At 70.2% G+C, this 24,324-nt stretch carries 17 protein-coding genes and 2 pseudogenes; 9 read left to right on the top strand and 10 right to left on the bottom strand.

All coding sequences use genetic code 11. The annotated features are described in order from the left end of the window. The first annotated feature begins 118 nt into the window (after positions 1-118). From ACLJQM_RS17860 to ACLJQM_RS17850, 3 genes are all read left to right on the top strand, one after another. Positions 119-1,330, top strand: coding sequence for an acetyl-CoA C-acetyltransferase (locus ACLJQM_RS17860; RefSeq protein ID WP_360765275.1), 1,212 nt, complete (start codon positions 119-121; stop codon positions 1,328-1,330). 8 nt (positions 1,331-1,338) lie between these two features. Beyond that, the gene (locus ACLJQM_RS17855; RefSeq protein WP_410632063.1) at positions 1,339-3,510 is read left to right on the top strand and encodes a 3-hydroxyacyl-CoA dehydrogenase NAD-binding domain-containing protein; all 2,172 of its coding nucleotides are present in this window, start codon (positions 1,339-1,341) and stop codon (positions 3,508-3,510) included. A gap of 443 nt (positions 3,511-3,953) precedes the next feature. Beyond that, the gene (locus tag ACLJQM_RS17850) at positions 3,954-6,155 is read left to right on the top strand and encodes a GH92 family glycosyl hydrolase (protein WP_410632062.1); all 2,202 of its coding nucleotides are present in this window, start codon (positions 3,954-3,956) and stop codon (positions 6,153-6,155) included. 260 nt (positions 6,156-6,415) lie between these two features. Here ACLJQM_RS17850 and ACLJQM_RS17845 read toward each other — a convergent pair. The 3 genes and pseudogenes from ACLJQM_RS17845 to ACLJQM_RS17835 all read right to left on the bottom strand — a co-directional run bounded on the left by ACLJQM_RS17845 (position 6,416) and on the right by ACLJQM_RS17835 (position 10,314). Beyond that, positions 6,416-8,463: pseudogene (locus ACLJQM_RS17845) on the bottom strand (MMPL family transporter). A 114-nt stretch (positions 8,464-8,577) separates the two neighbouring features. After that, a pseudogene (locus ACLJQM_RS17840) lies at positions 8,578-9,242 on the bottom strand (response regulator). 7 nt (positions 9,243-9,249) lie between these two features. Next, positions 9,250-10,314, bottom strand: a complete 1,065-nt coding sequence (locus ACLJQM_RS17835) for a sensor histidine kinase (protein ID WP_410632061.1) — start codon at positions 10,312-10,314, stop codon at positions 9,250-9,252. Positions 10,315-10,394: 80 nt separating this feature from the next. On the opposite strand from ACLJQM_RS17835, the gene ACLJQM_RS17830 reads away from it, so the two are divergent. Together ACLJQM_RS17830 and ACLJQM_RS17825 are read left to right on the top strand one after the other, a co-directional pair. Next, positions 10,395-10,859 (top strand): DUF3761 domain-containing protein, encoded by a 465-nt coding sequence (locus ACLJQM_RS17830; RefSeq protein WP_360765289.1) that lies wholly within the window; start codon positions 10,395-10,397, stop codon positions 10,857-10,859. An 86-nt stretch (positions 10,860-10,945) separates the two neighbouring features. Further along, complete coding sequence (locus ACLJQM_RS17825) at positions 10,946-12,358, top strand: MFS transporter (RefSeq protein ID WP_410632190.1); 1,413 nt, start codon at positions 10,946-10,948, stop codon at positions 12,356-12,358. On the opposite strand, the gene ACLJQM_RS17820 is transcribed toward ACLJQM_RS17825, so the two are convergent. The 5 genes from ACLJQM_RS17820 to ACLJQM_RS17800 are packed head-to-tail and all read right to left on the bottom strand — an operon-like array spanning position 12,355 to position 17,626. After that, positions 12,355-13,161 (bottom strand): SAM-dependent methyltransferase, encoded by an 807-nt coding sequence (locus ACLJQM_RS17820; RefSeq protein WP_247019005.1) that lies wholly within the window; start codon positions 13,159-13,161, stop codon positions 12,355-12,357. The two genes, ACLJQM_RS17825 and ACLJQM_RS17820, sit on opposite strands and share 4 nt — an antisense overlap. Positions 13,162-13,201: 40 nt before the next feature. Next, the gene (locus tag ACLJQM_RS17815; protein WP_410632060.1) at positions 13,202-13,837 is read right to left on the bottom strand and encodes a histidine phosphatase family protein; all 636 of its coding nucleotides are present in this window, start codon (positions 13,835-13,837) and stop codon (positions 13,202-13,204) included. After that, positions 13,837-14,637 (bottom strand): SAM-dependent methyltransferase, encoded by an 801-nt coding sequence (locus tag ACLJQM_RS17810; protein ID WP_360765295.1) that lies wholly within the window; start codon positions 14,635-14,637, stop codon positions 13,837-13,839. Before ACLJQM_RS17810 ends, ACLJQM_RS17815 begins: the two co-directional genes overlap by 1 nt. 44 nt (positions 14,638-14,681) lie before the next feature. Beyond that, on the bottom strand, positions 14,682-16,235 hold the full coding sequence (locus ACLJQM_RS17805; protein ID WP_247025534.1) for an acetolactate synthase large subunit: 1,554 nt from the start codon (positions 16,233-16,235) through the stop codon (positions 14,682-14,684). Between the two features lie 5 nt (positions 16,236-16,240). After that, positions 16,241-17,626 (bottom strand): FAD-binding oxidoreductase, encoded by a 1,386-nt coding sequence (locus ACLJQM_RS17800; protein ID WP_410632059.1) that lies wholly within the window; start codon positions 17,624-17,626, stop codon positions 16,241-16,243. A gap of 180 nt (positions 17,627-17,806) precedes the next feature. Between ACLJQM_RS17800 and ACLJQM_RS17795 the strand changes: the two genes are divergently transcribed. Then, positions 17,807-18,628 (top strand): aldo/keto reductase, encoded by an 822-nt coding sequence (locus tag ACLJQM_RS17795; protein ID WP_410632189.1) that lies wholly within the window; start codon positions 17,807-17,809, stop codon positions 18,626-18,628. Between the two features lie 541 nt (positions 18,629-19,169). Here ACLJQM_RS17795 and ACLJQM_RS17790 read toward each other — a convergent pair. Both ACLJQM_RS17790 and ACLJQM_RS17785 read right to left on the bottom strand, forming a co-directional pair. Then, entirely contained in the window at positions 19,170-19,667 is a 498-nt protein-coding gene (locus tag ACLJQM_RS17790) for a DUF3830 family protein (protein ID WP_284744294.1), read from the bottom strand. Positions 19,668-19,669: 2 nt separating this feature from the next. After that, complete coding sequence (locus tag ACLJQM_RS17785) at positions 19,670-20,926, bottom strand: aspartate aminotransferase family protein (RefSeq protein ID WP_247019013.1); 1,257 nt, start codon at positions 20,924-20,926, stop codon at positions 19,670-19,672. A gap of 92 nt (positions 20,927-21,018) precedes the next feature. Here ACLJQM_RS17785 and ACLJQM_RS17780 point away from each other — a divergent pair, with 92 nt between their 5' ends. The 3 genes from ACLJQM_RS17780 to ACLJQM_RS17770 are packed head-to-tail and all read left to right on the top strand — an operon-like array spanning position 21,019 to position 24,068. Then, entirely contained in the window at positions 21,019-22,482 is a 1,464-nt protein-coding gene (locus ACLJQM_RS17780) for an NAD-dependent succinate-semialdehyde dehydrogenase (RefSeq protein WP_360765304.1), read from the top strand. Continuing rightward, complete coding sequence (locus ACLJQM_RS17775; RefSeq protein ID WP_410632058.1) at positions 22,479-23,537, top strand: tartrate dehydrogenase; 1,059 nt, start codon at positions 22,479-22,481, stop codon at positions 23,535-23,537. Before ACLJQM_RS17780 ends, ACLJQM_RS17775 begins: the two co-directional genes overlap by 4 nt. A gap of 60 nt (positions 23,538-23,597) precedes the next feature. Further along, positions 23,598-24,068: a DUF4262 domain-containing protein gene (locus ACLJQM_RS17770; RefSeq protein WP_247019019.1), complete on the top strand. Its 471-nt coding sequence runs from the start codon at positions 23,598-23,600 to the stop codon at positions 24,066-24,068. Positions 24,069-24,324: the final 256 nt, after the last annotated feature.

Here is a 24,324-nt window from a genome sequence, read left to right as displayed (position 1 = left end):
CCGCAACCCATTGACACCATGGGGTTGTCCGGCGATATGTTAATGGCCATTAGCACTACTGGCCGGTATCATCGGTCACGGTACGAAGACGTCCCACCCGCTCGCGAGGAGTTGTTCTGTGAGTAGCGAGGCCTACATCTACGAGGCGATCCGCACGCCTCGCGGCAAGAACAAGGGCGGTGCCCTGCACGGCACCAAGCCGGTCGACCTGGTGGTCGGCCTGATCGAAGAGCTCAAGGTCCGCCACCCGAACCTCGACCCCGCGGTGATCGACGACGTCGTACTCGGCGTGGTCTCCCCGGTCGGCGAGCAGGGCGCGGTCATCGCGCGCACCGCCGCGCTGAACGCCGGCCTGCCCGAGACCGTCGCCGGTGTGCAGCTCAACCGCTTCTGCGCCTCCGGCCTGGAGGCCACCAACACCGCCGCGCAGAAGGTCCGTTCCGGCTGGGACAACCTGATCATCGCCGGCGGCGTCGAGTCGATGTCGCGCGTGCCGATGGGCTCCGACGGCGGCGCGCTGTTCATGGACCCGGCCACCGCGTACGACAACTACATCGTCCCGCAGGGCACCGGCGCCGACCTCATCGCGACCATCGAGGGCTTCTCGCGCGAGGACGTCGACGCGTGGGCCGTCCGCTCGCAGGAGCGCGCCGAAGCGGCCTGGTCCGGCGGCTACTTCGCCAAGTCCGTCGTCCCGGTCAAGGACATCAACGGCGTCACGGTCCTCGACCACGACGAGCACCGTCGTCCGGGCTCCACCGTCGAGGGCCTCGGCAAGCTCAAGCCGGCCTTCGCGGGCATCGGCGAGCTGGGCGGCTTCGACGCCGTCGCGCTGCAGAAGTACCACTCGGTCGAGCGCATCAACCACGTCCACACCGGCGGCAACTCCTCCGGCATCGTCGACGGCGCCGCGCTGGTGCTCGTCGGCTCCGAGCAGATCGGCAAGACCTTCGGGCTGACGCCGCGCGCCCGGATCGTGGCGACCGCGTCGATCGGCTCCGAGCCGACGATCATGCTCACCGGCCCCACGCCGGCCACCGAAAAGGTGCTGAAGACCGCGGGCCTCAAGCCCGAGGACATCGACCTGTGGGAGCTCAACGAGGCGTTCGCGTCCGTCGTGCTCAAGTGGATCAAGGACCTGCACCTCGACGAGGACAAGGTCAACGTCAACGGTGGCGCGATCGCCATGGGTCACCCGCTCGGCGCCACCGGCGCGATGCTGGTCGGCACCGTGGTCGACGAGCTCGAACGCCGCCAGGCGCGCCGCGCGCTGGTGACCCTGTGCATCGGCGGCGGCATGGGCGTCGCGACCATCATCGAGCGGGTGTGAGGACCACAATGGCCGAGAGCAAGACCATCCGCTGGGAGCAGGACTCCGACGGCATCGTCACCCTGACCCTGGACGACCCGAACCAGTCGGCGAACACGATGAACGCCGACTTCCGCGAGTCGCTGGGTGTCACGGTCGACCGCCTCGAGGCGGAGAAGGACACCATCACCGGTGTTGTCATCACGTCCGCGAAGAAGACCTTCTTCGCCGGCGGCGACCTGAACGACCTCATCCAGGCGAAGCCCGAGAACGCGGTCGAGCTGACCGAGGGCAGCGGCGCGATGAAGGGCCAGATGCGCCGCATCGAGCAGCTCGGCAAGCCGGTCGTCGCGGCGATCAACGGCGCCGCGCTCGGTGGTGGCCTGGAGATCGCGCTGGCGACGCACCACCGCATCGCCGCCGACGTCAAGGGCAGCCAGATCGGCCTGCCCGAGGTGACGCTGGGCCTGCTGCCCGGCGGCGGCGGTGTCGTGCGCACCGTCCGGTTGCTCGGCATCCAGAGCGCGCTGCTGAACGTCCTGCTGCAGGGTCAGCGCCACCGCCCGGCCAAGGCGCTCGAGCTCGGCCTGGTGCACGAGCTCGTCGGCACGGTCGAGGAGCTCGTCCCCGCCGCGAAGGCGTGGATCAAGGCGAACCCCGAAGGCGGCGTCCAGCCGTGGGACGTCAAGGGCTACAAGATCCCGGGCGGCACGCCGTCCAACCCGAGCTTCGCGGCCAACCTCCCGGCGTTCCCGGCGAACCTGCGCAAGCAGATCAAGGGCGCGAACATGCCGGCGCCGCGGGCGATCCTGGCCGCCGCGATCGAGGGCGCGCAGGTCGACTTCGACACCGCGATCACGATCGAGACGCGCTACTTCATCCACCTCGCGACCGGCCAGGTCTCGAAGAACATGACGAAGGCGTTCTTCTTCGACCTGCAGACCATCAACTCGGGTGGTTCGCGGCCGGACGGCTTCGAGAAGTACACGGCCAAGAAGGTCGGTGTCCTCGGCGCCGGGATGATGGGCGCGGCGATCGCGTACGTGTCGGCGAAGGCCGGCATCGACGTCGTGCTCAAGGACGTCTCGCTGGAGGCGGCCGAGAAGGGCAAGGGCTACGCGGCCAAGATCGAGCAGAAGGCCCTCTCGCGCGGCAAGACCACGCAGGAGAAGTCGGATGCGCTGCTGGCGAAGATCAAGCCGACCGCCGACCCGGCCGACTTCGCGGGCGTCGACTTCGTCATCGAGGCCGTCTTCGAGAGCGTCGAGCTGAAGCACAAGGTGTTCGGCGAGATCGAGAGCGTCGTCAACGCCGACGCGGTGCTGGGCTCCAACACCTCGACGCTGCCGATCACCACCCTCGCCGAGGGTGTGCAGCGCACCGAGGACTTCATCGGGATCCACTTCTTCTCGCCGGTGGACAAGATGCCGCTGGTCGAGATCATCTGCGGCGAGAAGACCTCCCCGGCGACGCTGGCGAAGGTCTTCGACTACACGCTGCAGATCAAGAAGACCCCGATCGTCGTCAACGACAGCCGCGGCTTCTTCACCTCGCGCGTGATCGGCACGTTCATCAACGAGGCCGTCGCCGCGCTGGGCGAGGGCGTCGAGCCGGCGTCGATCGAGCAGGCGGGTTCGCAGGCCGGCTACCCGGCGCCGCCGCTGCAGCTGATGGACGAGCTGACGCTGACCCTGCCGCGCAAGATCCGCAAGGAGACCCGCGAGGCGATCGAGGCCGCGGGCGGCACGTGGAAGGCGCACGCGTCGGAAGGCGTCATCGACCGGATGGTCGACGAGTTCGACCGCAAGGGCCGCTCGACGGGCGCGGGCTTCTACGAGTACGGAGAAGACGGCAAGCGGACCGGGCTGTGGCCGGGCCTGCGCGACGCGTTCAAGTCCGGCTCGGCGGAGGTGCCGTTCGAGGACCTCAAGGAGCGCATGCTCTTCGCCGAGGCCCTCGAGACGGTGAAGTGCTTCGACGAAGGCGTGCTGACGTCGGTGGCGGACGCCAACATCGGCTCGATCTTCGGCATCGGCTTCCCGGCGTGGACGGGCGGTGTCATCCAGTACATCAACCAGTACGAGGGCGGCCTGCAGGGCTTCGTCGACCGGTCGCGCGAGCTCGCGGCCCGGTACGGCGACCACTTCGAGCCGCCGGCTTCGCTCGTGGAGAAGGCCGCCAAGGGCGAGATCTACGAATAGCTGATGGTCTGTGAAGGCCTCCTCGCCGGCACTGCGCCGGTGAGGGGGCCTTCACGGCGTTCCGGACCGGAAGCTGTGTCCGAGCTCCGGGCCCGTGCACAGTCGGGACCTGCGCTTCGGCGATGTGAAAGACTCCGGAGATGTCCGATTGCACGGGCGCGGCGGGCGCACCAGTCGCGACGGCTGCGGCGTCAGTCCCGCGGCTTCGAACTTCGCCCGCTCGTGCCGGAACATCGGCTTGTTCGCCGGCACCGGATCCCGGCCGGTCAGCGGCGCCAGCCGCTCCACCTCCGCCCACTGCGCGGGGGAAGGGCAGGTTGACCACGACGTCCGGGCTGCCGTCGTTCTCTGTGCTCAGGAGCACCACCGGCGTGCCGAAGTGTCCGGCAGCTTGTCCACCTCGAATTCGCCGGAACGCCACCAGGGCCGGTTAATCTCCGCCCATGCGCCGTCCCGTCACGGTGGCACTGGCCGCCGCCCTGTTCGCCTCCGCGTTGACAACGATGTCAACCGCTGCCGACCTGAGCCCCGCAGACTTCGTCGACTCGCTGATCGGCTCCGCCGGGGACGGCAACACCTTCCCCGGCGCCACCGCGCCGTTCGGGATGCTCTCGTGGAGCCCGACCAGCACGCGCGGAGACCAGACGTCGACCGGCGCCGCCAACGGGTACCAGTACGACACCACCCGCGTCCGAGGCTTCGCGTTAACGCACGTTAATGGCGCCGGGTGCAACCCCGGCGCCGCGGGGGACGTGCCGATCCTGCCCTTCGCCGGCGACGTCACTTCCTCGCCGACCGCGGACACCACCGACGCGGTCTACGCGAGCAATTTCAGTCACGCGGACGAGGGAGCAACGCCGGGACGGTACCGTCTCGGCCTGTCCAGCGGCGTCACGACCGACGTCGCGGCGACCGAACGGACCGCGGTCGGCACGCTGGACTACCCGGAGGGCAAGCCCGCCAGCCTGCTGTTCCGCACGTCGAACTCGCTCAACGGCAGCGAGGACGCCGAAACGCACCTCGACCCGGCGAACCGCAAGGTCACCGGGTCCGTGCTGACCGGCGCGTTCTGCGGGCGCCGCGCGAACGGCGGGGTCAACAACCGCAAGTCCTACTACCGCTTGTTCTTCACCGCGCAGTTCGACCAGCCGTTCGCCGGCACCGGGACGTGGAAGGACGCGACCTTGCAGCCCGGCGGTCTCGACCAGACCGGCGGCGAAGGCTACGCGACGGGCAAGGACCGCGCGGGACGCGGCTCAGGCGGCTACGTCACCTTCGCGCCCGGCAGCAAGGTCACCATGCGGATCGCGATCTCGTACGTCTCCCTCGACGGCGCCGAACGCAACCTGCGCGCCGAGCAGCCGCCGAACTCCACCGTGGACAGCGTCGCCGGCCGGTACTTCGGGATGGACCGGCAGGTCCACCGCGTCGAACCGGGACAGGACGCGCAGTACTCGAACTTCTCCGGCTGGGACCAGTACCGCGCGCAGGTCCAGCTGCTCGCGCTGCTGGAACCGCGCGTCGCTGGGAACTTCGCGCAGTTGCTCTACAACTACGCGGAGCAGAACGACGGTGTCTGGGACCGCTGGGTGCACGTCAACGGCGCGACGCACGTCATGACCGGCGACCCGTCCGCGGCGACGATCGCGACGTTCTACGCGATGGGTGTCCGCAACTTCGACTACCGCGGCGCTTTCGACTCGCTGTACGAGCAGGCGACCGTCCCCCGGTCCGAAGGTCTGCAGGACGGCGGCTGCCCCGGCCAGTGCGTCGGCCAGCGGCCGAACCTCGCGCAGTACCTGGCGTCGCACTTCGCGCCGAACGACGTCTGCCACTGCTGGGGCGGCGCGGCGGAGACGCTCGAGGACGCGGTCGCGGACTCGGCAATCGGACATTTCGCGGAACAGCTCGGGCGTACCAGCGAAGCCGCGGAGCTGCGCGCCCGCGGCGCGTACTGGCGGAACGTCTTCAACCCGGACACCGGCTACGCGCAGGCGCGCAACCTCGACGGCAGCTGGGTGACGCCGTTCGACCCGGCGAGCGACCGCGGGTTCGCGCAGGGCAGCGCGGCGGCCTACACCTGGATGGTCCCGCAGGACGTCTCCGGACTGGCCGACGCGATGGGCGGCAAGACGGCCGCCGTCACCCGGCTCGACGGGTTCTTCCACGACGCGAACGGCAACTGGCAGCTCAAGGGTGGCGGGCCGCTCAAGTACGACCCGACGAACGAACCCGACATCCACGCGCCGTGGCTGTACAACGAGCTCGGACAACCGGCGAAGACGCAGGAAACCGTCCGGCAGCTGGTGAACTCCGTCTACACGACGGGCCCGGCCGGCCTGCCCGGCAACGACGACCTCGGCACGATGTCCGCCTGGTACGTCTTCGCCGCGCTCGGGATCTACCCGCGCACCCCGGGAACCGGCGAGCTGCTGCTGTCGAGCCCGCTGTTCGCGAACGCCGTCGTGCGCCCGGCGGGCGGGGCGTCGATCCGGATCGCGACGTCCGGGAGCGGGAAGTACATCGCCGACGTCCGTCGCGGCGGACGGCCGCAGCGGGACTGGAAACTCGACGAGTCCTTCCTGCGCACCGGCGGAACGCTGGAATTCCGCTTGTCCGAGACGCCGACGGCCTGGGGGCGCTGATCACCCGAAAGTGCGGCGCCGCGGAAAGAACGACACCCGACGCGGGGGCGGTCTCCCCGCCACCGTGCCCGAATCGGCCTTAGTGGAGCGGTTCCCACCGCGTTGGCCGAGGCCGTGCGCGTACAACGTCCGGCACCCGAGGCCGGCGCAGCTCCGGATGCGGGTCGCGCTGAACGCCGGAGAAATCGCCTACGACAAGCGCCGGACCGGTGGTACAGGCCGGCCCGGCAGCTCGCGGACACCGCCGCGCGCCGGCTGCGTCAGGGCTCCAGCGCCAGGTGCGGCAGCCGCCGGTCCAGCAGGCGCGGGAGCCACCACGCGCGTTCCCCGAGCAGCCGCATGATCGCCGGCACGACCAGGCAGCGGATCACCAGCGCGTCCAGCAGCACCGCGACCGCGAGGCCGAGACCGAACTGCGCCAGCATCCGCGACGGGTCGAGCAGGAACGCGCCGAACACCAGCACCATGATCGCACCGGCCGCGGTGATCACGCCGCCGGTCGCGGCCAGGCCTTCGCGTACCGCGAGCCGCGCGTCGCCGGTGCGCCGCCACTCCTCGTGCATCCGCGACACCAGGAACACCTCGTAGTCCATGGACAGCCCGAACACGATGGCGAAGATCATCACCGGCACGAAGGCCTCGATCGGGCCGGGCTGCGCGCCGAACCAGCCGTCGCCGAACACCAGCGTCATGACGCCGAGTGAGGCGCCGATGCTCAGCAGGTTCAGCAGCGCCGCCTTGAGCGGGATGAGCACCGACCGGAACACGACCATCAGCAGCAGCGCGGACAACCCGACGACGACCAGCACGAACAGCGGCAGCCGATCGGCGACGGCGCCCGCGAAGTCCGTCGCGGCCGCGACCGAGCCGCCGACCAGGTAGTGGCCAGGGAGCGTCGGCAGGACCTCGGTACGCAGCCGCGTCACCAGCTCGGCGGTCGCCGCGTCCTGCGGTGACGTCGTCGGGAAGGCGAGGACGGTCCGGCCCATCGGGGTCAGCGCGCGGGCGATTCCCGGCGTCGACGCCAGCCGCTGCTGCAGCGTGACGGCGTCACCTTCTTCGGCGACGATCGCGAGCGGGCCGCTGAAGCCCGGCCCGAAGCCTTCCGCGAGCTGGTCGTACGCCTTGCGCGTGGTGGAGCCGGCGGGGGTCGGTGCCCGCGTCGGCGAACCCGAGCCGCATACCCAGTGCGGGGAGGGACAGCCCGACGAGCAGGAGCAGGCCGATCGCCAGCGGCGCCGCGGGCCGCCGCTGGACGCCGTCCGCGAGCCGGCGCCACGCCCGGCCGTGCTCGCGCTTCGCCGCGTGCCGGCGGATCCCGCGTTCGAGCCGCTTCCCGAACAGTGAAAGCAGCGCCGGGAGCAGCGTCACCGACGCGAGCATCGTCATCAGGACGGTCAGCGCGACCGACAGCGCGACGCCGCGAAGCCCGCCGAGTCCCAGCGCGAGCAGGCCGAGCAGCGCGATGATCACTGTCGTCCCGGCGAACAGCACGGAGCGGCCGGCTGTGTCGAGCGCGCGCCTGGCGGCTGCCTCGCGGTCGAGGCCGTTCAGGATCTCCGTGCGGTAGCGCGAGAAGACGAGCAGCGCGTAGTCGACGCCGACACCGAACCCGACCAGCATCATCAGCGGCGAGGTGTAGCTCGCGATGTCGACGTAGTGCGAGACGACCGTGATCACGCCGAGCGTGCTGCCGACGGCGAAGACCGCGGTGATGACCGGCAGTCCCGGCCGCGAGCAGCGAGCGGAACAGGAACACGAGGATGACCAGCGCGGCGAGCAGCCCGACGCCTTCCGCGGGGCCGCCGCCGGAGATGCGCTCGACCGGGTCGCCGGCGATTGCGGCCTCGACGGGACTGTTCTCGACCGTCGTGGCGAACTTCAGAATGTCGTCGTAGGGCAGGTCGGTCGAGGCCGCGTCGAAGGTGACGGTCGCGTAGCCGATCCGGCCGTCGGCCGACAGTGTCTCGAACGGCGTGGTCACCGACCGCACGTGCGGCTGCAATCGGACGTTGTCCAGAACATCACCGATCGCGGTGCGCTGCGCGTCGAGCCCGTCGTCGGACTTGAACACGATCTGTGCGCTCGCGCCCGACTGCGCGGTGTTCCGCAGCAGGTCGACGACCTGCTGGGACTCGGTGCCGGGCAGCGAGTTGTCGTCGTGGAACGCGTCTCCGGTGAGCCGCGAGGTGAGCGTGACGCCGATGAGGACCAGCGCCCAGAGCGCGACGGCGAGCCACCGGTGGCGCTGCGCCCAGCCGGCCAGTTTCGCCAGGCTTCCCCCGGTGGGGCGTGTGATGGTGTCCATGGTGGACAAGGATTCGCGGCCAGGGGCCTGCTCCGCGTCGAGCGCGGGAGGACACTTGCGCTCCTCCCGGCGGTGTCCCCTAAGGCCCGTCCCGTACACCCGGAGGAGTACGGATCAGGGGTTCACCCAGCGCGGCGTCACTGCCCCGGACTCGTAGGCGAGCACGACCAGCTGCGCGCGGTCGCGAGCGCCGGTCTTGGTCATGATGCGGCTGACGTGCGTCTTCGCCGTCGCGGGGCTGAGCGTGAGCTCGCGCGCGATCTCGTCGTTCGACAGGCCCGCCGCGACCAGGGACAGCACCTCGCGTTCGCGGTCGGTGAGCCGGTCCAACGCCGGTGGCGGCGAGGGGCGGGTGCCGCGCGACGCGAACTCCGAGATCAGCCGCCGGGTGATCGACGGCGCCAGCAGCGCGTCACCGCGGGCGACCACGCGCACCGCGTGGATCAGCTCCTCGGGTTCGGTGTCCTTGACCAGGAAGCCGCTCGCGCCTGCGCGCAGGGCGCCGTAGACGTCCTCGTCGAGGTCGAACGTCGTAAGAATGACGACCTTACTGTGTACGGCGGGATCTTCGAGGAGGTGCCGCGTCGCGGCGAGACCGTCGAGCACCGGCATCCGGATGTCCATGAGAACGACGTCGGGTGGTGGTCGTGGGTGGCTTGCAGCGCCTCGCGGCCGTTCGCGGCCTCGGCCACGACGGTGATGTCGTCCTCGCCGTCCAAAATGGACCGGAAACCGGCTCGCACCAGCCGCTGGTCGTCGACGAGCAGGACCCGGATCATCGGCTCATCATCGCACCGGCAGCCGCGCGCGCACGCGGTAACCGCCACCTTCGCGCGGCGCGGCGGACACTTCGCCGCCCAAGGCCCGCGCGCGCTCGGCCATGCCGCGGATCCCGTTCCCCGGCGGCGCGTCCCCGCCGCGCCCGTCGTCGTCGACCTGCACGGACAGTTCGTCGGCGCGGTAGCCGAGCCGCACGACGACGGTCTTCGCACCGGCGTGCTTCGCGACGTTCGTCAACGCCTCCTGCACCACCCGGAACGCCGCGTGCTCGACGTCCGGCGGCAGGTCCCGGGCGACGCCGTCGATTTCGGTGCGCACGGTCAGCCCGGACGCCCCGACCGACTCGGCCAGCTCCGCGACCCGGTCCAGCGCGGGGCGCTCGGTCCGGAGCATGCCGAGCGTCGCGCGCAACTCCTGGAGTGCGGTCTTGCTGGCGTCCTTGATGGTCCTCAGGGCTTCTTCGGCCTGCGCGGGGTCCCGGCGGTGCAGTGCGGCGCCGGCCTGGACGTTGATCAGCGCGAGGTGGTGGCCCAGCGCGTCGTGCAGTTCGCGCGCGATCCGGAGCCGCTCGTCGGTGGCCCGTGCCCGTGCTTCGGCTTCCTTCGTCCGCTCGGCTTCGGCCCGGTAGTGCGCGACGGCGCCACCCGCGACCAGCGCGACGAACCAGCCGGTCATCAGGAAGAACGCGAAGTTGTCGACGTGCCGCCCGGTCCGCGAACTGATTTCCCCGACGGCGACCCCGGCCATTGCGGCGACGACGAGCAGCGCGGCACCGCGGATCCGCCCGGCTGCGGCGGAGTTGAAGAGCGCGTACGCGAAGGCGAGGAGGACGAGCCCGTCCGGGTCGGTCAGCGGGTAGTAGAGGGCGCAGCTAACGAGCGTTAACCCGGCGACGCTCAGCGGGTACGTCCGGCGGAAGAACAGCGCGACGCAGCACAGGACGGTGAGCACCCAGCCGATCGCGGCGTGGTTCGCGGGCTTGGCGCCGTCGTTGAGGACGGCGAAGAGGGAGCCGACGAGCACGGCGACGGTCACCGCGAGCTCGGCCGCGTAGCGCCGCAACCAGGACATGCGCCGAGTTTAGAGGGCGTAACAAACGTTAACGGGTGAACGACTACGGCGGCATTGATTCGTGGAGCCAAGGAGTCGTCGTGAGCAAGAAACTGGGGTTGATCCTGGCCGCCGGCCTGCTGGTCGCGGGCTGCGGTGCCGGCGCGGTGCCGCCGAAGAACGCGGGGAACGTCGGGGTCCTGGACGCCCCGACGTCGACGTACCAGGCGCCCACGTCGTCGGTTCCGGCCACGACCGAAGCGCCCGCGACGACGTCCGCAGCGGCCGCCGTGCCGGCCGCCCCGCAAGCGACCACCCCGCAAGCGGTCGCGCCGAAGGCGAGCACGCCGAAGCCCAAGGCCGCGCCGAAGACGACCGCCCAGGCCGCGCCGAAGCCCGCCGAGTGCGGCGCGGACTACTACCGGAACTCCGACGGCAACTGCGTCCACCGGCCCAGCGACAACCCCTCCGGCGCGACGGCCCTCTGCAAGGACGGCAGCTACAGCTACAGCCAGCACCGTTCCGGGACCTGCTCGGGCCACGGAGGCGTCCGCACCTGGCTGTGACGAAACCGCCACCCGTACGGAAACCCGCCACCCCGTAGGTACAGTGCATGAAGTTGCATGATGCGTACTAACTACACACCGTGGGGGTGTTGGTGTCCCGTCCCGAGCGGTCCGGCCGCGCGATCGTCGTCGTGCTCGCGTCGTGCGGGCTCGTCGCGTCGTTCATGCAGACGCTGGTCGTACCGCTGATCCCGGTCTTCCCGCGGCTGCTGAACGCCTCGCCCGCCGACGCGTCCTGGGTGGTCACCGTGACGCTGCTGGCCGCGGCCGTCGTCACCCCGGTCAGCGGGCGGCTCGGCGACCTCTACGGCAAGCGGCGGATGATCCTGGTCAGCCTCGCCCTGCTCATCGCCGGTTCGGTCGTGTCCGCGACGACGAGTGCGCTCGCGTTCCACATCATCGGCCGCGGGCTGCAGGGCTGCGCGATGGGCGTCATCCCGCTCGGCATCAGCATCATGCGCGACGAACTCCCGCCCGAACGCGTCGGCGGCGCGATCTCGCTGATGAGCGCGACGCTCGGCGTCGGCGGCGCGATCGGGCTGCCGGTCGCGGCCGTCGTCGCCGAGAACGCCGACTGGCACGTGCTGTTCTGGATGGCCGCCGGCCTCGGGCTGTTCTTCGCGCTGCTGATCGTCAAGTTCGTGCCGGAGTCGCCGCTGCGCACGCCGGCGCCGTTCGACTACTTCGGCGCGTTCGGGCTCGCCGCCGGTCTGGTCTGCCTGCTGCTGCCGGTGGTCAAGGGCGCCACGTGGGGCTGGGGCAGCACGCCGACGCTGGGGTTCGCCGCGGCGGCCGTCGTCATCCTGCTCGCGTGGGGCACCTACCAGCTGCGCCGCCGCGACCCGCTGGTCGACCTGCGGGTGTCCGCGCGCCGTCCGGTGCTGTTCACGAACCTGGCGTCGATCATGGTCGGGTTCTCGATGTACGCCATGGCGCTGTCGTTCCCGCAGCTGCTGCAGGCGTCGTCGTCGACCGGGTACGGCCTGGGCCAGACGATGGTGGAGTCCGGGCTGTCCCTCGCGCCGAACGGCCTCGTGATGATGCTGCTGTCGCCGGTTTCGGCGCGGCTCATCACCCGCTTCGGCCCGCGCCCGACCCTGATGACCGGCGCGCTGGTGATCGCTGCCGGGTACATCTTCGCGATCCTGCTGATGGGCAACGCCTTTGAGCTGATCACGGCGTCGGTCATCATCGGCGCCGGTGTCGGCATCGCGTACGCGGCGATGCCCGCGTCGATCATGGGCTCGGTGCCGGTCACCGAAACGGCGTCGGCGAACGGCCTGAACTCCCTGATGCGCTCGGTCGGCACGGCCATCTCCAGCGCGGTGATGGCCGCGATGCTGGCCCAGCTGACGATCACCGTCGGCGGGCTGGCGGTGCCGTCGCTGTTCGGCTTCCGGGCCACCTTCGCGGTGGCCGCGTTCGCCGCGCTAACGGGCGTACTGCTCGCCGGGCTGGTGCCGAAGACGCGCACCGCGCCGGAACTGGTGCCCGCCTAGTTCTTGCGCGCCACCAGCGCCAGCCCGCCGCATTCGGCGGGGTCGGCCGGCACGTCCGCGGGGTCGTCCGGGCGCCACTCGGGGATGAACACGATGCCCGGGTCGAGGATCTCGAAGCCGTCGACCAGCGCGCGGAGCTCGTCGGCCGAGCGTGGGGTCACGGGGTTCGCGCTCTTCTGGTACATCGCCACGGCGCGGGCCGTGCCGTCGCTCTGGTGCTCGTACGTGGCGGACGACAGCGCGAGGTAGCTGCCGGGTGCGAGCGCGTCGCGGTAGGCGGCGATCAGCCGGGCCGGGTCGCGCTCGTCCGGGATGAAGTGCACGAACAGCGCCATCACGACCATCACCGGCTGGTCCAGGTCGAGCATCATCTCGGTGATGTCGTGCTCGAGGACGTCGTCGGGCACCTCGGCGTCGGCGTGCACCATGGCCGCGTTCTCGTTGTCCTCCAGGACGATCTCGCTGTGCGCGACGGCGATCGGCTCGTTGTCGACGTAGACGATCCGCGAGGTCGGGTCGATCGCCTGCGCCACCTCGTGCACGTGCCCGACGGTCGGCATGCCGGACCCGATGTCGAGGAACTGCCGGATGCCCTGGTCCATCCCGAAGCGGATGGCCCGGCGCAGCCACCGCCGGTTGAGCCGCGCCCGCTCCCGCGCGTTCGGCTGCGCGGCCAGCACCTGCTCGGCGAACATCCGGTCGACGGCGTAGTTCAGCTGGCCGCCGAGGATGTAGTCGTACACCCGCGCGGGGTTCGGCTTGTCGAGGTCGATACCCCGTCTGGCGTACTCGTCTTCGCTCATCGCGACTCCCGTGATCAGGGTGGTGGGGCGAGAATAGCCATCACCGGCGGGCCGGCAGGTGGCTGGTGTCGTTCAGCGTGTGCAGCGTGCGGTTGTGGAAGCGGTCGTCTTCCTCGAGCACGGTGATGCCGCCCGCGCTCGACCGGAACGCGGCGTGCGCACAGGCCTGCACCGGCAGGCCGAGCCAAGCGGCGACGACCCAGCTCAGCGAGCCGCCGTGGGTGACGACGACCTGCTGTCCGGCCGTCCCGGCCGAGATCCGGTCGACGGCGCGGTACACGCGCGTCACCCACTGGAGCTTGGTCTCCGCGCCGTCGATGCCTTCGTCGTGGTCGAGCCGCTCGCCCGTCGGCGGGGGCGGGACGAACCGTTCGTCGAGCCAGGACTGCGGCCGCCCGCCCGCCACGCCGTACGACTTCTCGCGCAGGTCGCGCAGGAGAACCGTGTCGGCTTCGAAGCTGCGCGCGATCGGCTCCGCCGTCTCGGCCGCCCGCCGGAGGTCGGAGCTGTACAGCTCGATCCGGTCCGCAGCGGGGATCAGCTCCCGCAGCCGGGCCGCGATCGCCGCCGCGTGGGCGCGTCCGCGCTCGGTCAGCGCCGAGTCGAACCACCCGCCGACCCGGTGCTCCACGTGGTGCGTGGCTTCCGGGTGCGCGACAACGTACAGCCGGCGCACTAGAGCTTCCGCGCCACCAGCGCCAGCCCGCCCGAGCGCTCCGGCGGGTCCTCGAGCGGCTCGTCCGGTCGCCACTCCGGCGTGAACACGATCCCCGGCGGCAGGATCTCGAACCCCTTCACCAGCGCGCTCAGCTCGTCGGGCGAGCGCAGCGTCAACGGCGTCCCGCTCTTCCCGTACAGCGAAACCGACCGCTGGGTCTCTTCGCCCTGCCCCTCCCACGTCCCCGACGACAACGCGAGGTAGCTGCCGGGCACCAGCTGGTCGGCGTAGCGGGCGATCAGGCCGGCCGGATCGCGGGAGTCGGGGATGAAGTGCACGAACGCGGCCATGATGACCATCACCGGCTCGCTGAAGTCGATCATCGCCTCGGTGGTCGGGTGTTCCAGCACGTCGTCCGGGTACTCGGCGTCGGCCTGGACCATCGCCGCGTTGTCGTTGTCCTCGAGGACGATCTCGCTGTGCGCGACGGCGATCGGCTCGTTGTCGACGTAGACGACCTGCGACGTCGGGTCGACCGCCTGGACGACCTCGTGCACGTGCCCGACCGTCGGCATGCCCGACCCGATGTCGAGGAACTGCCGGATGCCCTGCTCGGCGCCGAACCGCGCGGCGCGGCGCAGCCACGCCCGGTTCGTCATTGCCATGTGCTTCGCGTTCGGCAGCACCCCGACGATCTGGTCGGCGAACACCCGGTCGACGGCGTAGTTGAGCTTCCCGCCGATCATGTAGTCGTACACGCGCGCCGCGTTCGGCCGTTCGAGGTCGATGCCCCGCTTGGCGTGTTCGTCTTCGCTCATCCGCCGCTCCCGGGCTCAGGGGTGTGACGGGAGAATAGTCCGGTTCACAGCAGCGGCGGCACCGCGGCGTCGATGAGGTGCGGACCGGGCTCGGCGAACGCGCGCTGCAGCTGCTCGGCGAGTTCCTCGGCGGTGGTCGCCCGCGTCGCGGGAACGCCCATGCCCTCCGCGATCTTCACGAAGTCCATGTCCGGGCGCGAGAGGTCGAGCAGCTCGTTCGCCTTCGGCCCGCCGGACGCCGCGCCGACGCGCTGCAGCTCCAGCCGCAGGATCGCGTACGCGCGGTTGTTGAGCAGCACCGTCGTGACGTTCAGGTTCTCGCGCGCCTGCGTCCAGAGCGCGGAGATGGTGTAGAGCGCGCTGCCGTCCGATTGCAGGTTCAGGACGGGACGGTCCCGTCCCGCCACTGCCGCGCCGGTCGCGACCGGCATGCCGTAGCCGATCGCGCCGCCGGTCAGCGTCAGGACGTCGTGCCGCGGCGCGCCCGCGGTCGCCGTCGGGAGCAGCAGGCCGGACGTGTTCGCCTCGTCGGCGATGATCGCGTTCTCCGGGAGCAGCGCGCCGATGACGTCGACCCAGTTCTGCGGCGTCAGCGGACCGCTCGGCAGTGCCGGCCGGGACGCCTGCTGCAGCACCGGCTCGGTGTCCGCGGCGACGAGGTCGGCGACCTCGTTCAGCGCGCGCGTGACGTCCTGGCCGACGGACGCGAGCGTGTGCACCTGCGCGCCTTCGGGCACCAGGTCGCTGGGCTTGCCCGGGTAGGCGAAGAACGACACCGGCGCCTTCGTGCCCGCGACGACGAGGTGCTTGACGCCGTCGAGCTGGTAGGTGACCTGCTCGGCGAGGTACCCGAGCCGCTCGATCGCCGGCAGGCCCGCGCCGCGCTCGAGACGGGACGGGAACGTCTCGACGAAAACCTTCGCACCCGTCGCGGCGCCGATCCGGCTCGCCGCGCGCAGTCCTTCTTCACGGCACGCACCGCCGCCGATGAGCAGCGCGACCGATTCGCCGCTGCCGAACACCGCGGCGACGTCCTTGACAGTGGTCGCGTCGACGGCCTGCGGCACGCGCGGCGGAACAGGCGCGCAGGTCTCGCCGCCGTCACCCCACGACGCGTCCGCGGGCAGGATCAGCGTCGCGACGCGGCCGGGTGCGTCCTGGGCCGCGGCGACCGCGGCGGCGGCGTCCGCACCGACGTCCTTGGTGTGCTCCGAGCGCCGCACCCAGCCTTCCAGCGAGCCCGCGACGGCTTCGATGTCCGATTCCAGCGGGGCGTCGTACTGCTTGTGGTAGGTCGCGTGGTCGCCGACGACGTTGACGATCGGCGTGTGCGCGCGCCGCGCGTTGTGCAGGTTCGCGAGCCCGTTGCCGAGGCCGGGGCCGAGGTGCAGCAGCGTCGCGGCGGGCTTGTCCGCGATGCGCGCGTAGCCGTCGGCGGCCCCCGTGACGACGCCCTCGAACAGCGCGAGCACACCGCGCATCTCCGGGACCGTGTCGAGCGCGGCGACGAAGTGCATCTCCGACGTGCCGGGGTTCGCGAAGCACACGTCGACGCCGGCGTCGACCAGTGTGCGGATCAGGGACTGGGCGCCGTTCATCTCGCTCATGCGGTTCCTTCGGGGAAGAGAACGCCGGGGTTGAGGATCCCGGCGGGGTCGAAGCTCTGCTTGATCCGGCGCATCAGCTCGATCTTCGCCGGGTCTTCGAGTGCCTGGTGGTACTTCGCCTTGGTGCGGCCGAGACCGTGCTCGCCGGAGATCGCGCCACCCAGCTCCATGGCGTACGCAAAGATGTCGGTTAACAGCCGTTCACGCTTGTCGGCGTCCTTGCAGAAGATCCCGAAGTGGACGTTGCCGTCGCCGGCGTGCCCGCAGCCGAGGGCGCCGCCGCCCGCGGCCATCGCGAGCTCGCGTGACTTGGCGATGAACTCCGGCATCGCGGTCCGCGGCACGACGACGTCGATGATGTCGTCGGCGCCGGCCGCCTTCGCCGTCCAGAACGCCTTCTCACGCGCTTCGATCAGCTTGCGCGCGGCCGGGCCTTCGAGCACGTAGACGTCGGTCGCGCCGAGTTCGCCGAGCAGTTCGCCGACCGTCTCGACGTCCTCGTGCAGCCGTCCGCTCTCGCGGTTCTCCAGCGCGACGACGAGGTAGGCCTCGCTGGTCTCGCGGATCTTGTCCGGGATGCCGAGTTCGAGCTTCTCGTTGTAGACGATGGCGGCCATCGTCAGGTTGTCGATGTATTCGAGGATGTGCGGCGCGAGCCCGCTGGAGAGGATCGCCGGCACGGCGGCCATCACCTGGGCGAGATCGCCGAACGGCGCGAGCACCGTGGCGCCGTGGGACAGCCGCGGGTGCAGCTTGACGGTGATCTCGGTGGCCAGCGCGAGCGTGCCTTCGGAGCCGATGATCAGCTGCGTGAGGTCGTACCCGGTGGAGATCTTCGACGTCTTGCCGCCGGTGCGGAGGATCTCGCCGGTCGGCAGGACGGCCTGCAGGCCGAGCACGTTGTTGCGCGTGACGCCGTACTTCACCGCGCGCATCCCGCCCGCGTTGGTCCCGACGTTCCCGCCGACGCTCGCGCTCAGCTCGCCGGGGTAGACGGTGTAGCTCAGCCCGGCCTCGGCGGTCTTGGCGTCGAGCTCGGCGAGTGTCACTCCGGGTTGCACGACGGCGACGTGGTTGCCGGTGTCGACCTCCAGGACGGCGTTCATGCGCTCGAACGAGATCAGCAGTCCGTCTTCGCGCGGCCGTGCGGCTCCGGACAGTCCGCTCCCGGAGCCCCGCGCGGTCACGGGGACGTTGTGCTCCGAAGCCGCTTTCAGCAGCTCCGCGACTTCCTCGGCGGTAGCCGGCTTCGCGACGTACGCGGGCTTCTGCGGCTTCGCCGTCAGTGCCTCGTCGTGCGCGTAGTCCTCGGAGATCGCCTCGCCCGTGAGCAGGTTCTTGTCCCCGACGATCCCGGCCAGCTGTGCCGCCACGTCGCCCATCGAGAGTTTCTCCTCCGCGCCGTTGCTGTGGTTACCGCAGCGTAGTACGTACCGCCGGTACGCCGCCATGAAGGTTTTTCACATTCTGCGTGCGCTCAGTGATTGACCGGTTACAGCGTCCTCAATTTAGCTCAGGCTAAATCTCTGATGGGTGACGCGGATGGCGGCGAAGCTTCCCTCATGACCTTGACGTACACCTTCGAAGACGGCTTTTCCGTGCACCGCCTCGGGTTCGGCGCCATGCGGCTCACCGAGTGGGACCACGCGCGCGACGGCGGCGAGGCGGTCGCCCGCCGCGCGGCCGAACTCGGCGTGACGTTCTTCGACACCGCGGACGCCTACGACCTGGGTCTCAACGAAGAGCTGCTTGCCCGCGCCCTGCACCCGTACCCGGGGATGCTCGTCGCGACGAAGTGCGGACACGCGCGTCCGAGCCGCGGCGAGTGGGTGCCGCTCGGCCGGCCCGAGTACCTGCGGCAGCAGGCCGAACTTTCGTTGAGACGCCTCCGTCTCGACCAGCTCGAACTGCTGCAGCTGCACCGGCTCGACCCGCAGGTGCCGCTCGCCGACCAGATCGGCGCGCTCGCCCGGCTGCGGGACGAAGGCAAGGTCGCCCGGATCGGGTTGTCCGAGGTCAGCGTCGCGCAGCTGGACGATGCTCGAGCCATCGCGCCGATCGCGAGCGTGCAGAACCGCTACAACCTGACCGACCGGGCGTCCGACGATGTTCTCGCCTACTGCGAGCGTGAGGGGATCGCGTTCGTGCCCTGGCTGCCGATCGTACGCGGTGACCACGCGACGGCCGGCGGCGTGCTCGGAAAGGTCGCGGCCGGGCTCGGCGCGACACCCGCCCAGGTGTCCCTCGCCTGGTTGCTGCGCCGTTCCCCCGTGGTGATCCCCATTCCCGGCACGTCGTCGATCGCGCACCTCGAAGAAAACTGTGGTGCCGCGAAAATCGAGCTTTCCGACGACGATTTCGCGCGCCTGGGCGAACTGGGATGAAAACGGCCCGGCCGCGGTCTCCCGCGGCCGGGCCGTCCGGTTCGGGCCTGGATCAGACGAGCCAGCCGATGAGGTGCGCCAGGTGCGCCAGCGCACCCGAGATGATGTCGTGGCAGTAGTGCGCGTGCTGGGCGAACGTCTGCATGGAATGACTCCTTGATGACTCGAAAATGGTTTCCCTGGAGATGCTCCGGTAAGAGCTGCGTCAGGTTTTCACCGTGCTGGCGGGCTGTCAAAGAGCCATTTTCGAATGCGCTCGGCATCGCGGAATCTTCCCATCCTAAACACGTAATCCCTTCGTGTTCGACGCCGGGGTGCCCGGTTCGGCGGTCAACCACTCTGGGTAGCAAGCAAGTCGATCATCACTGTGGGTGATTCTGAACTTGATCCGACATCCCGGGCACGCCGGTAGCTCGATGTGGTGATCACCGGCCACGAAAGGTGAGATCTCGATGATCACCCTTTCGGGTGGCGGAAAGCAAGAAAAAGGGGACGCCGGGCGCGGTATCCGCACCCGGCGTCCCGTTGGGGGAGAAGGGAATCAGGCTCGCGCGAACGAGAGCGTCTCGCCCTCGACCCCGCGCAGCCACAGGTCCTGCGCGGCCGCCGCCATCTCGGCGAGGCCTTCCTCGATCGTGGCGAACACGTTGCCGGGTACCCAGCCCGCGTCGCCGTTGATCAGCAGGTTGTTGCGCCCGTAGAAGATCGCGAGATCGGTCGCGCCTTGGTCGCTGTGGGCCTCGCTGCCGTCGTCGTAGCCGTACGCCGGGTTGCCGATCTCCCAGGCTTCGAAGCCGAAGTACACGACGTCACCCGGGATCGGCGTGATCGTCGGGTTCTCCCGGCCGGGCTTCGGCTCCGCGAACGGCGGCACGAGCGTGTAGACCTCGTTGCGCGCGTACTTCGCGTGGTAGGCGGAACCGCTCTGCGGCAGCGCGTCCCACACCGCGCGGCACGTCCGCGGCGCTTCGTCGTCCAGCAGCCGGGCCCGGCAGGAAACCCCGCGCTTGTCGAGGGTGATCGTGATGTACCGCGCCATGCTCAGCTCCCCGTGACGGACGCGACGACCTCGCCCCAGATGCGCAGCGCGTCGTCGACCTGCTCGGCGTTGACGACCAGCGGCGGCACCATGCGCACGACGTTCATGTACGGCCCGCAGGTGAGCAGCAGCAGGCCGTTCTTCGACGCCGTCTGCTGCGCGGCGGCCGCGGTCGCCGCGTCGGGCTCGCCGTCGGCGGTGGTGAACTCCGAGCCGACCAGCAGCCCGAGTCCGCGCACCTCACCGATCGCCGGCGTCTTGTCCGCGATCACCCGCGCGCCTTCGAGCAGCTGACGTCCGCGCTCGGCGGCGTTCTCCACCAGGTTCTCCTGCTGGATGACCTCGAGCGTCGCGATCGCCGCCGCGCACGAGACGGCGTTGCCGCCGTACGTGCCGCCCTGCGAACCCGGGAACGCCTTCGCCATCAGTTCCTGCGAAGCGGCGATGCCGGACAGCGGGAAGCCGCTCGCCAGGCCCTTCGCGATGAGGACGATGTCGGGGGAGACGTCGAAGTGGTCGTGTCCCCAGAACTTGCCGGTGCGGCCGAAGCCGGTCTGGATCTCGTCGAGGACGAGCAGGATGCCGTGCCGGTCGGCGCGTTCGCGCAGGCCTGCCATGAACTCCGTGTTCGCCGGGACGTACCCACCTTCGCCGAGCACCGGTTCGACGAAGATCGCCGCGGTCTCGTTCGGCGCGCTGACCGTCTGGAACAGGAAGTCGAGCTCGCGCAGCGCGAACTTCGTCGCCGTCTGCTCGTCCCAGCCGTAGTGGTAGGCGTACGGGAACGGCGCGACGTGCACACCGGCCATCAGCGGGCCGATGCCGGCGCTGAACCGCGTCCCGGACGTCGTCATGCTCGCCGCCGCGACGGTCCGGCCGTGGAAGCCGCCCTGCATGACGATGACGTTCGGGCGCTTCGTCGCCTGCCGCGCGAGCCGCAACGCCGCTTCGACGGCTTCGCTGCCCGAGTTCGCGTAGAAGAGTGAGTCGAGCCCGCTGGGCAGGACGGCGCCCAGGCGTTCGGTCAGCTCGAGCAGCGGCTTGTGCATCACCGTCGTGTACTGCCCGTGGACGAGCTTGCCGATCTGCTCCTGCGCGGCCCGCACGACGTGGGGGTGGCAGTGCCCGGTGCTCGTGACGCCGATCCCGGCGGTGAAGTCGAGGTGGCGTTTGCCGTCGACGTCGTAGAGGTAAACCCCTTCACCGTGGTCGACCACGACGGGCGTTGCCTGCTTGAGCAGCGGAGATAGCTGGGCCATGGCAGCGTGCTCCTAGGTCGGTTGAGCGGGTTGTCGATTGTTGACAATATCCATAGCATGGCCCTCGGGACAACACGTGAGGAGCAGTCGGGATGAGCGCGAGCACCGAGTCCGGCGTCGTCGACGCGGTCGGCAAGGAACTGTTCATCGGCGGCAAGTGGGTCGCCGCCGGGTCCGGGAAGACGTTCCCGGTGGTCGACCCGGCCACCGGCAAGGAGCTGTGCCAGGTCGCCGACGCCTCCCCGGCGGACGGCCTCGCCGCGCTGGACGCCGCCGTCGCCGCGCAATCGGACTTCGCGAAGATGGCGCCGCGGGAGCGCGGCGAGATCCTGCGCCGGGCGTACGAGCTGCTGATGAAGCGCCAGGAAGAGCTGGCACTGCTCATGACGCTGGAGATGGGCAAGCCGCTCGCCGAGTCGAAGGGCGAGATCGCCTACGCCGCCGAGTTCTTCCGCTGGTTCGCCGAGGAGGCCGTCCGCATCGGCGGCGGATTCGCGACCGCCCCGAACGGCGTCGGCCGGTTCCTCATCACGAAGCAGCCGGTCGGCCCGACGCTGCTGATCACGCCGTGGAACTTCCCGATGGCGATGGGCACCCGCAAGATCGGGCCGGCGATCGCCGCGGGCTGCACGTCGGTGATCAAGCCCGCCGCGCAGACGCCGCTGTCGATGCTCGCGCTGGCCGGCATCCTCGCCGAGGCCGGGCTGCCCGAGGGTGTGCTCAACGTCATCACGACCAGCGACTCCGGCGGCGTGATGGAGCCGCTGATCCGCGACGGCCGGGCCCGCAAGCTCTCCTTCACCGGCTCCACCGGCGTCGGCCGCAAGCTGCTGGAGCAGTGCGCCGACAAGATCCTCCGCACGTCGATGGAGCTGGGCGGCAACGCGCCGTTCCTGGTCTTCGACGACGCCGACATGGACGCGGCGATCGAGGGCGCGATGCAGGCGAAGATGCGCAACATCGGCGAGGCGTGCACCGCGGCGAACCGGTTCTACGTGCAGCGCGGCGTCGTCGAGGAGTTCTCGCGGCGGCTGACCGAGCGCATGCAGGCGCTGCCGATGGGCCGCGGTACCGAGAAGGACGTCGTGGTCGGCCCGCTGATCGACGACAAGGCCGTCGACAAGGTGACGGAGCTGGTCAAGGACGCCACCGACCGCGGTGCGAAGGTGCTCACCGGCGGCTCCGGCGTCGACGGGCCGGGCCACTTCTACCAGGCCACCGTGCTCACCGACGTCCCGCAGGAGGCGCGGCTGACGCACGAGGAGATCTTCGGGCCGGTCGCGCCGATCACGCCGTTCGACACCGAGGAAGAGGCGGTGGCGAAGGCGAACGACACCGAATTCGGCCTCGTTTCCTACGTCTTCACCAGCGACCTCAAGCGCGCGCTGCGCGTGTCCGAGGCCCTCGAAGCCGGCATGATCGGGCTCAACCAGGGCATCGTTTCGAACCCGGCGGCGCCGTTCGGCGGGATCAAGGCGTCCGGCCTCGGCCGTGAGGGCGGCACGGTCGGCATCGAGGAGTTCCTGGAGACCAAGTACATCGCGGTGGCCCTGTGACGGCCTACCGTTTGGCGAGCATCCCCGGCGACGGGATCGGCGTGGACGTCACGGTCGAGGCCCGCAAGGTCCTCGACCGGGCGTCCGCCCGCTTCGGCTTCTCCTTGGAGTGGACGGAATTCGACTGGAGTTGCGAACGGTACGCGCAACTCGGCGCGATGATGCCGGAAGACGGCGTCGCGCAGCTCTCGGCGTACGACGGGATCCTGCTCGGCGCGGTCGGCTTCCCCGGCGTTCCGGACCACGTTTCGCTGTGGGGCTTGCTGATCCCGCTGCGGCGCGCGTTCCAGCAGTACGTCAACCTGCGCCCGGTGCGGCTGCTGCCGGGCACGGCTTCCGTGCTGGCCGGGCGGAAGGCCGAAGAGCTGGAGCTGGTCATCGTCCGCGAGAACTCCGAAGGGGAGTACTCCGCGATCGGCGGGCGGCACAACGCCGGGCGGCCGGACGAGTTCGTGCTGCAGGAGTCGGTGTTCACGCGCGTCGGCGTCGAACGGATCATCCGGTACGCCTTCGAGCTGGCGCGTACGCGGTCTTCGCGCGTCTGCTCGGCGACGAAGTCCAACGGCCTGATCCACTCGATGCCGTTCTGGGACGAGATCTTCGCCGAGGTCGCCGCCGAATACCCGGACGTCCACAGTGAACAGATGCACGTGGACGCGCTGGCCGCGCGGATGGTCCAGGCGCCGGACCGGCTCGACGTCGTGGTGGCGTCGAACCTCTTCGGCGACATCCTGAGCGACCTGGCGGCCGCGATCACCGGCGGACTCGGCATGGCGCCGTCCGGCAACATCAACCCATCGGGTGAATCCCCGTCGATGTTCGAGGCGGTCCACGGGAGCGCTCCGGACATCGCCGGACAGGGGATAGCGAACCCCGTGGCGCAGATCCTGGCGGCCGCGATGCTGGTCGAACACCTGGGCGAAACCGTTGCCGCGCAAGCGATCCGTGCCGCCGTGGACCGGGTCCTCGACGAGGGCCGGGTGCGCACCCCCGACCTCGGTGGCACGGATACCACAGAACGGCTCGGCACGGCGGTGGCCGAAGCACTGGGCTGAGTTTTTGTCGGTGCCCTCCGGCACGGTGGCCACAAGCCCACCGAGGGGGAGGAGAAACCGATGTGCTGGCAATGTGAAAACCCGGATCGGCCACAGTCCGACTACGTGGCGATGCTCCAGGAGAAGGTCGCCGACCGGGGCTGGCTCGTGCAAGGCGTGGAGGGCAACGGGCTTTATCCGCCGTGGGCCTACACAATCGGGCTCAGCGGGTACGGCTTGCCCGAGCTGGTCACGACCGGCTTGCCGCTCGAGGAAGCCGCCGAACTGCTCAACGACCTGGCGTCGCACGCACTGCACGCGTCGCCACCGGAGCCGGGGGAACGCATTCCGCTGCGGGACGGCCCGCTGGTCGAGGTCGTCCCGCTGACGGAACCGTCGGCGCACCTGGTGTTCGCGGTCGCCCTGTACGGCCCGGAAATCCGTGCACTGCAACTGGTCCACGCGGACGAACGCGGCCGCTGGCCGTGGTCACCCGACTTCCGCGACGGCCAGGGCGGTCAGCCGGTGCTGGGGGTGCGCCGTGCCGGCTGACTGCCCGTGTGGCGTGCCCAGGAACTGTTTCCCCGTACCGGTACCGGCGGTTCACGCACGCGTGCCGTCCGGCCGGACGGGGAGGGTGACCGTCCGGATCGACGAGCCGACGTGGGCGGAGAAGCCCGCCGCCTGGGCGGACGGACCGTCCCTCCGGGGAACCGGGTCGGCCGTTTGGGTGGACGAGACGCCCGCTTCGCCGGACAAGCCGGCGGCGCGGGCGGAACCGGCCGCACCGCCGGCGGCGTGGGCGCTG

This window comes from Amycolatopsis sp. cmx-4-83, assembly GCF_046548815.1.
Classification (GTDB): Bacteria; Actinomycetota; Actinomycetes; order Mycobacteriales; family Pseudonocardiaceae; genus Amycolatopsis; species Amycolatopsis pretoriensis_A.
Note: the sequence above shows the minus strand (reverse complement) of the source record. Positions and strands in the feature narration are given on the sequence as shown.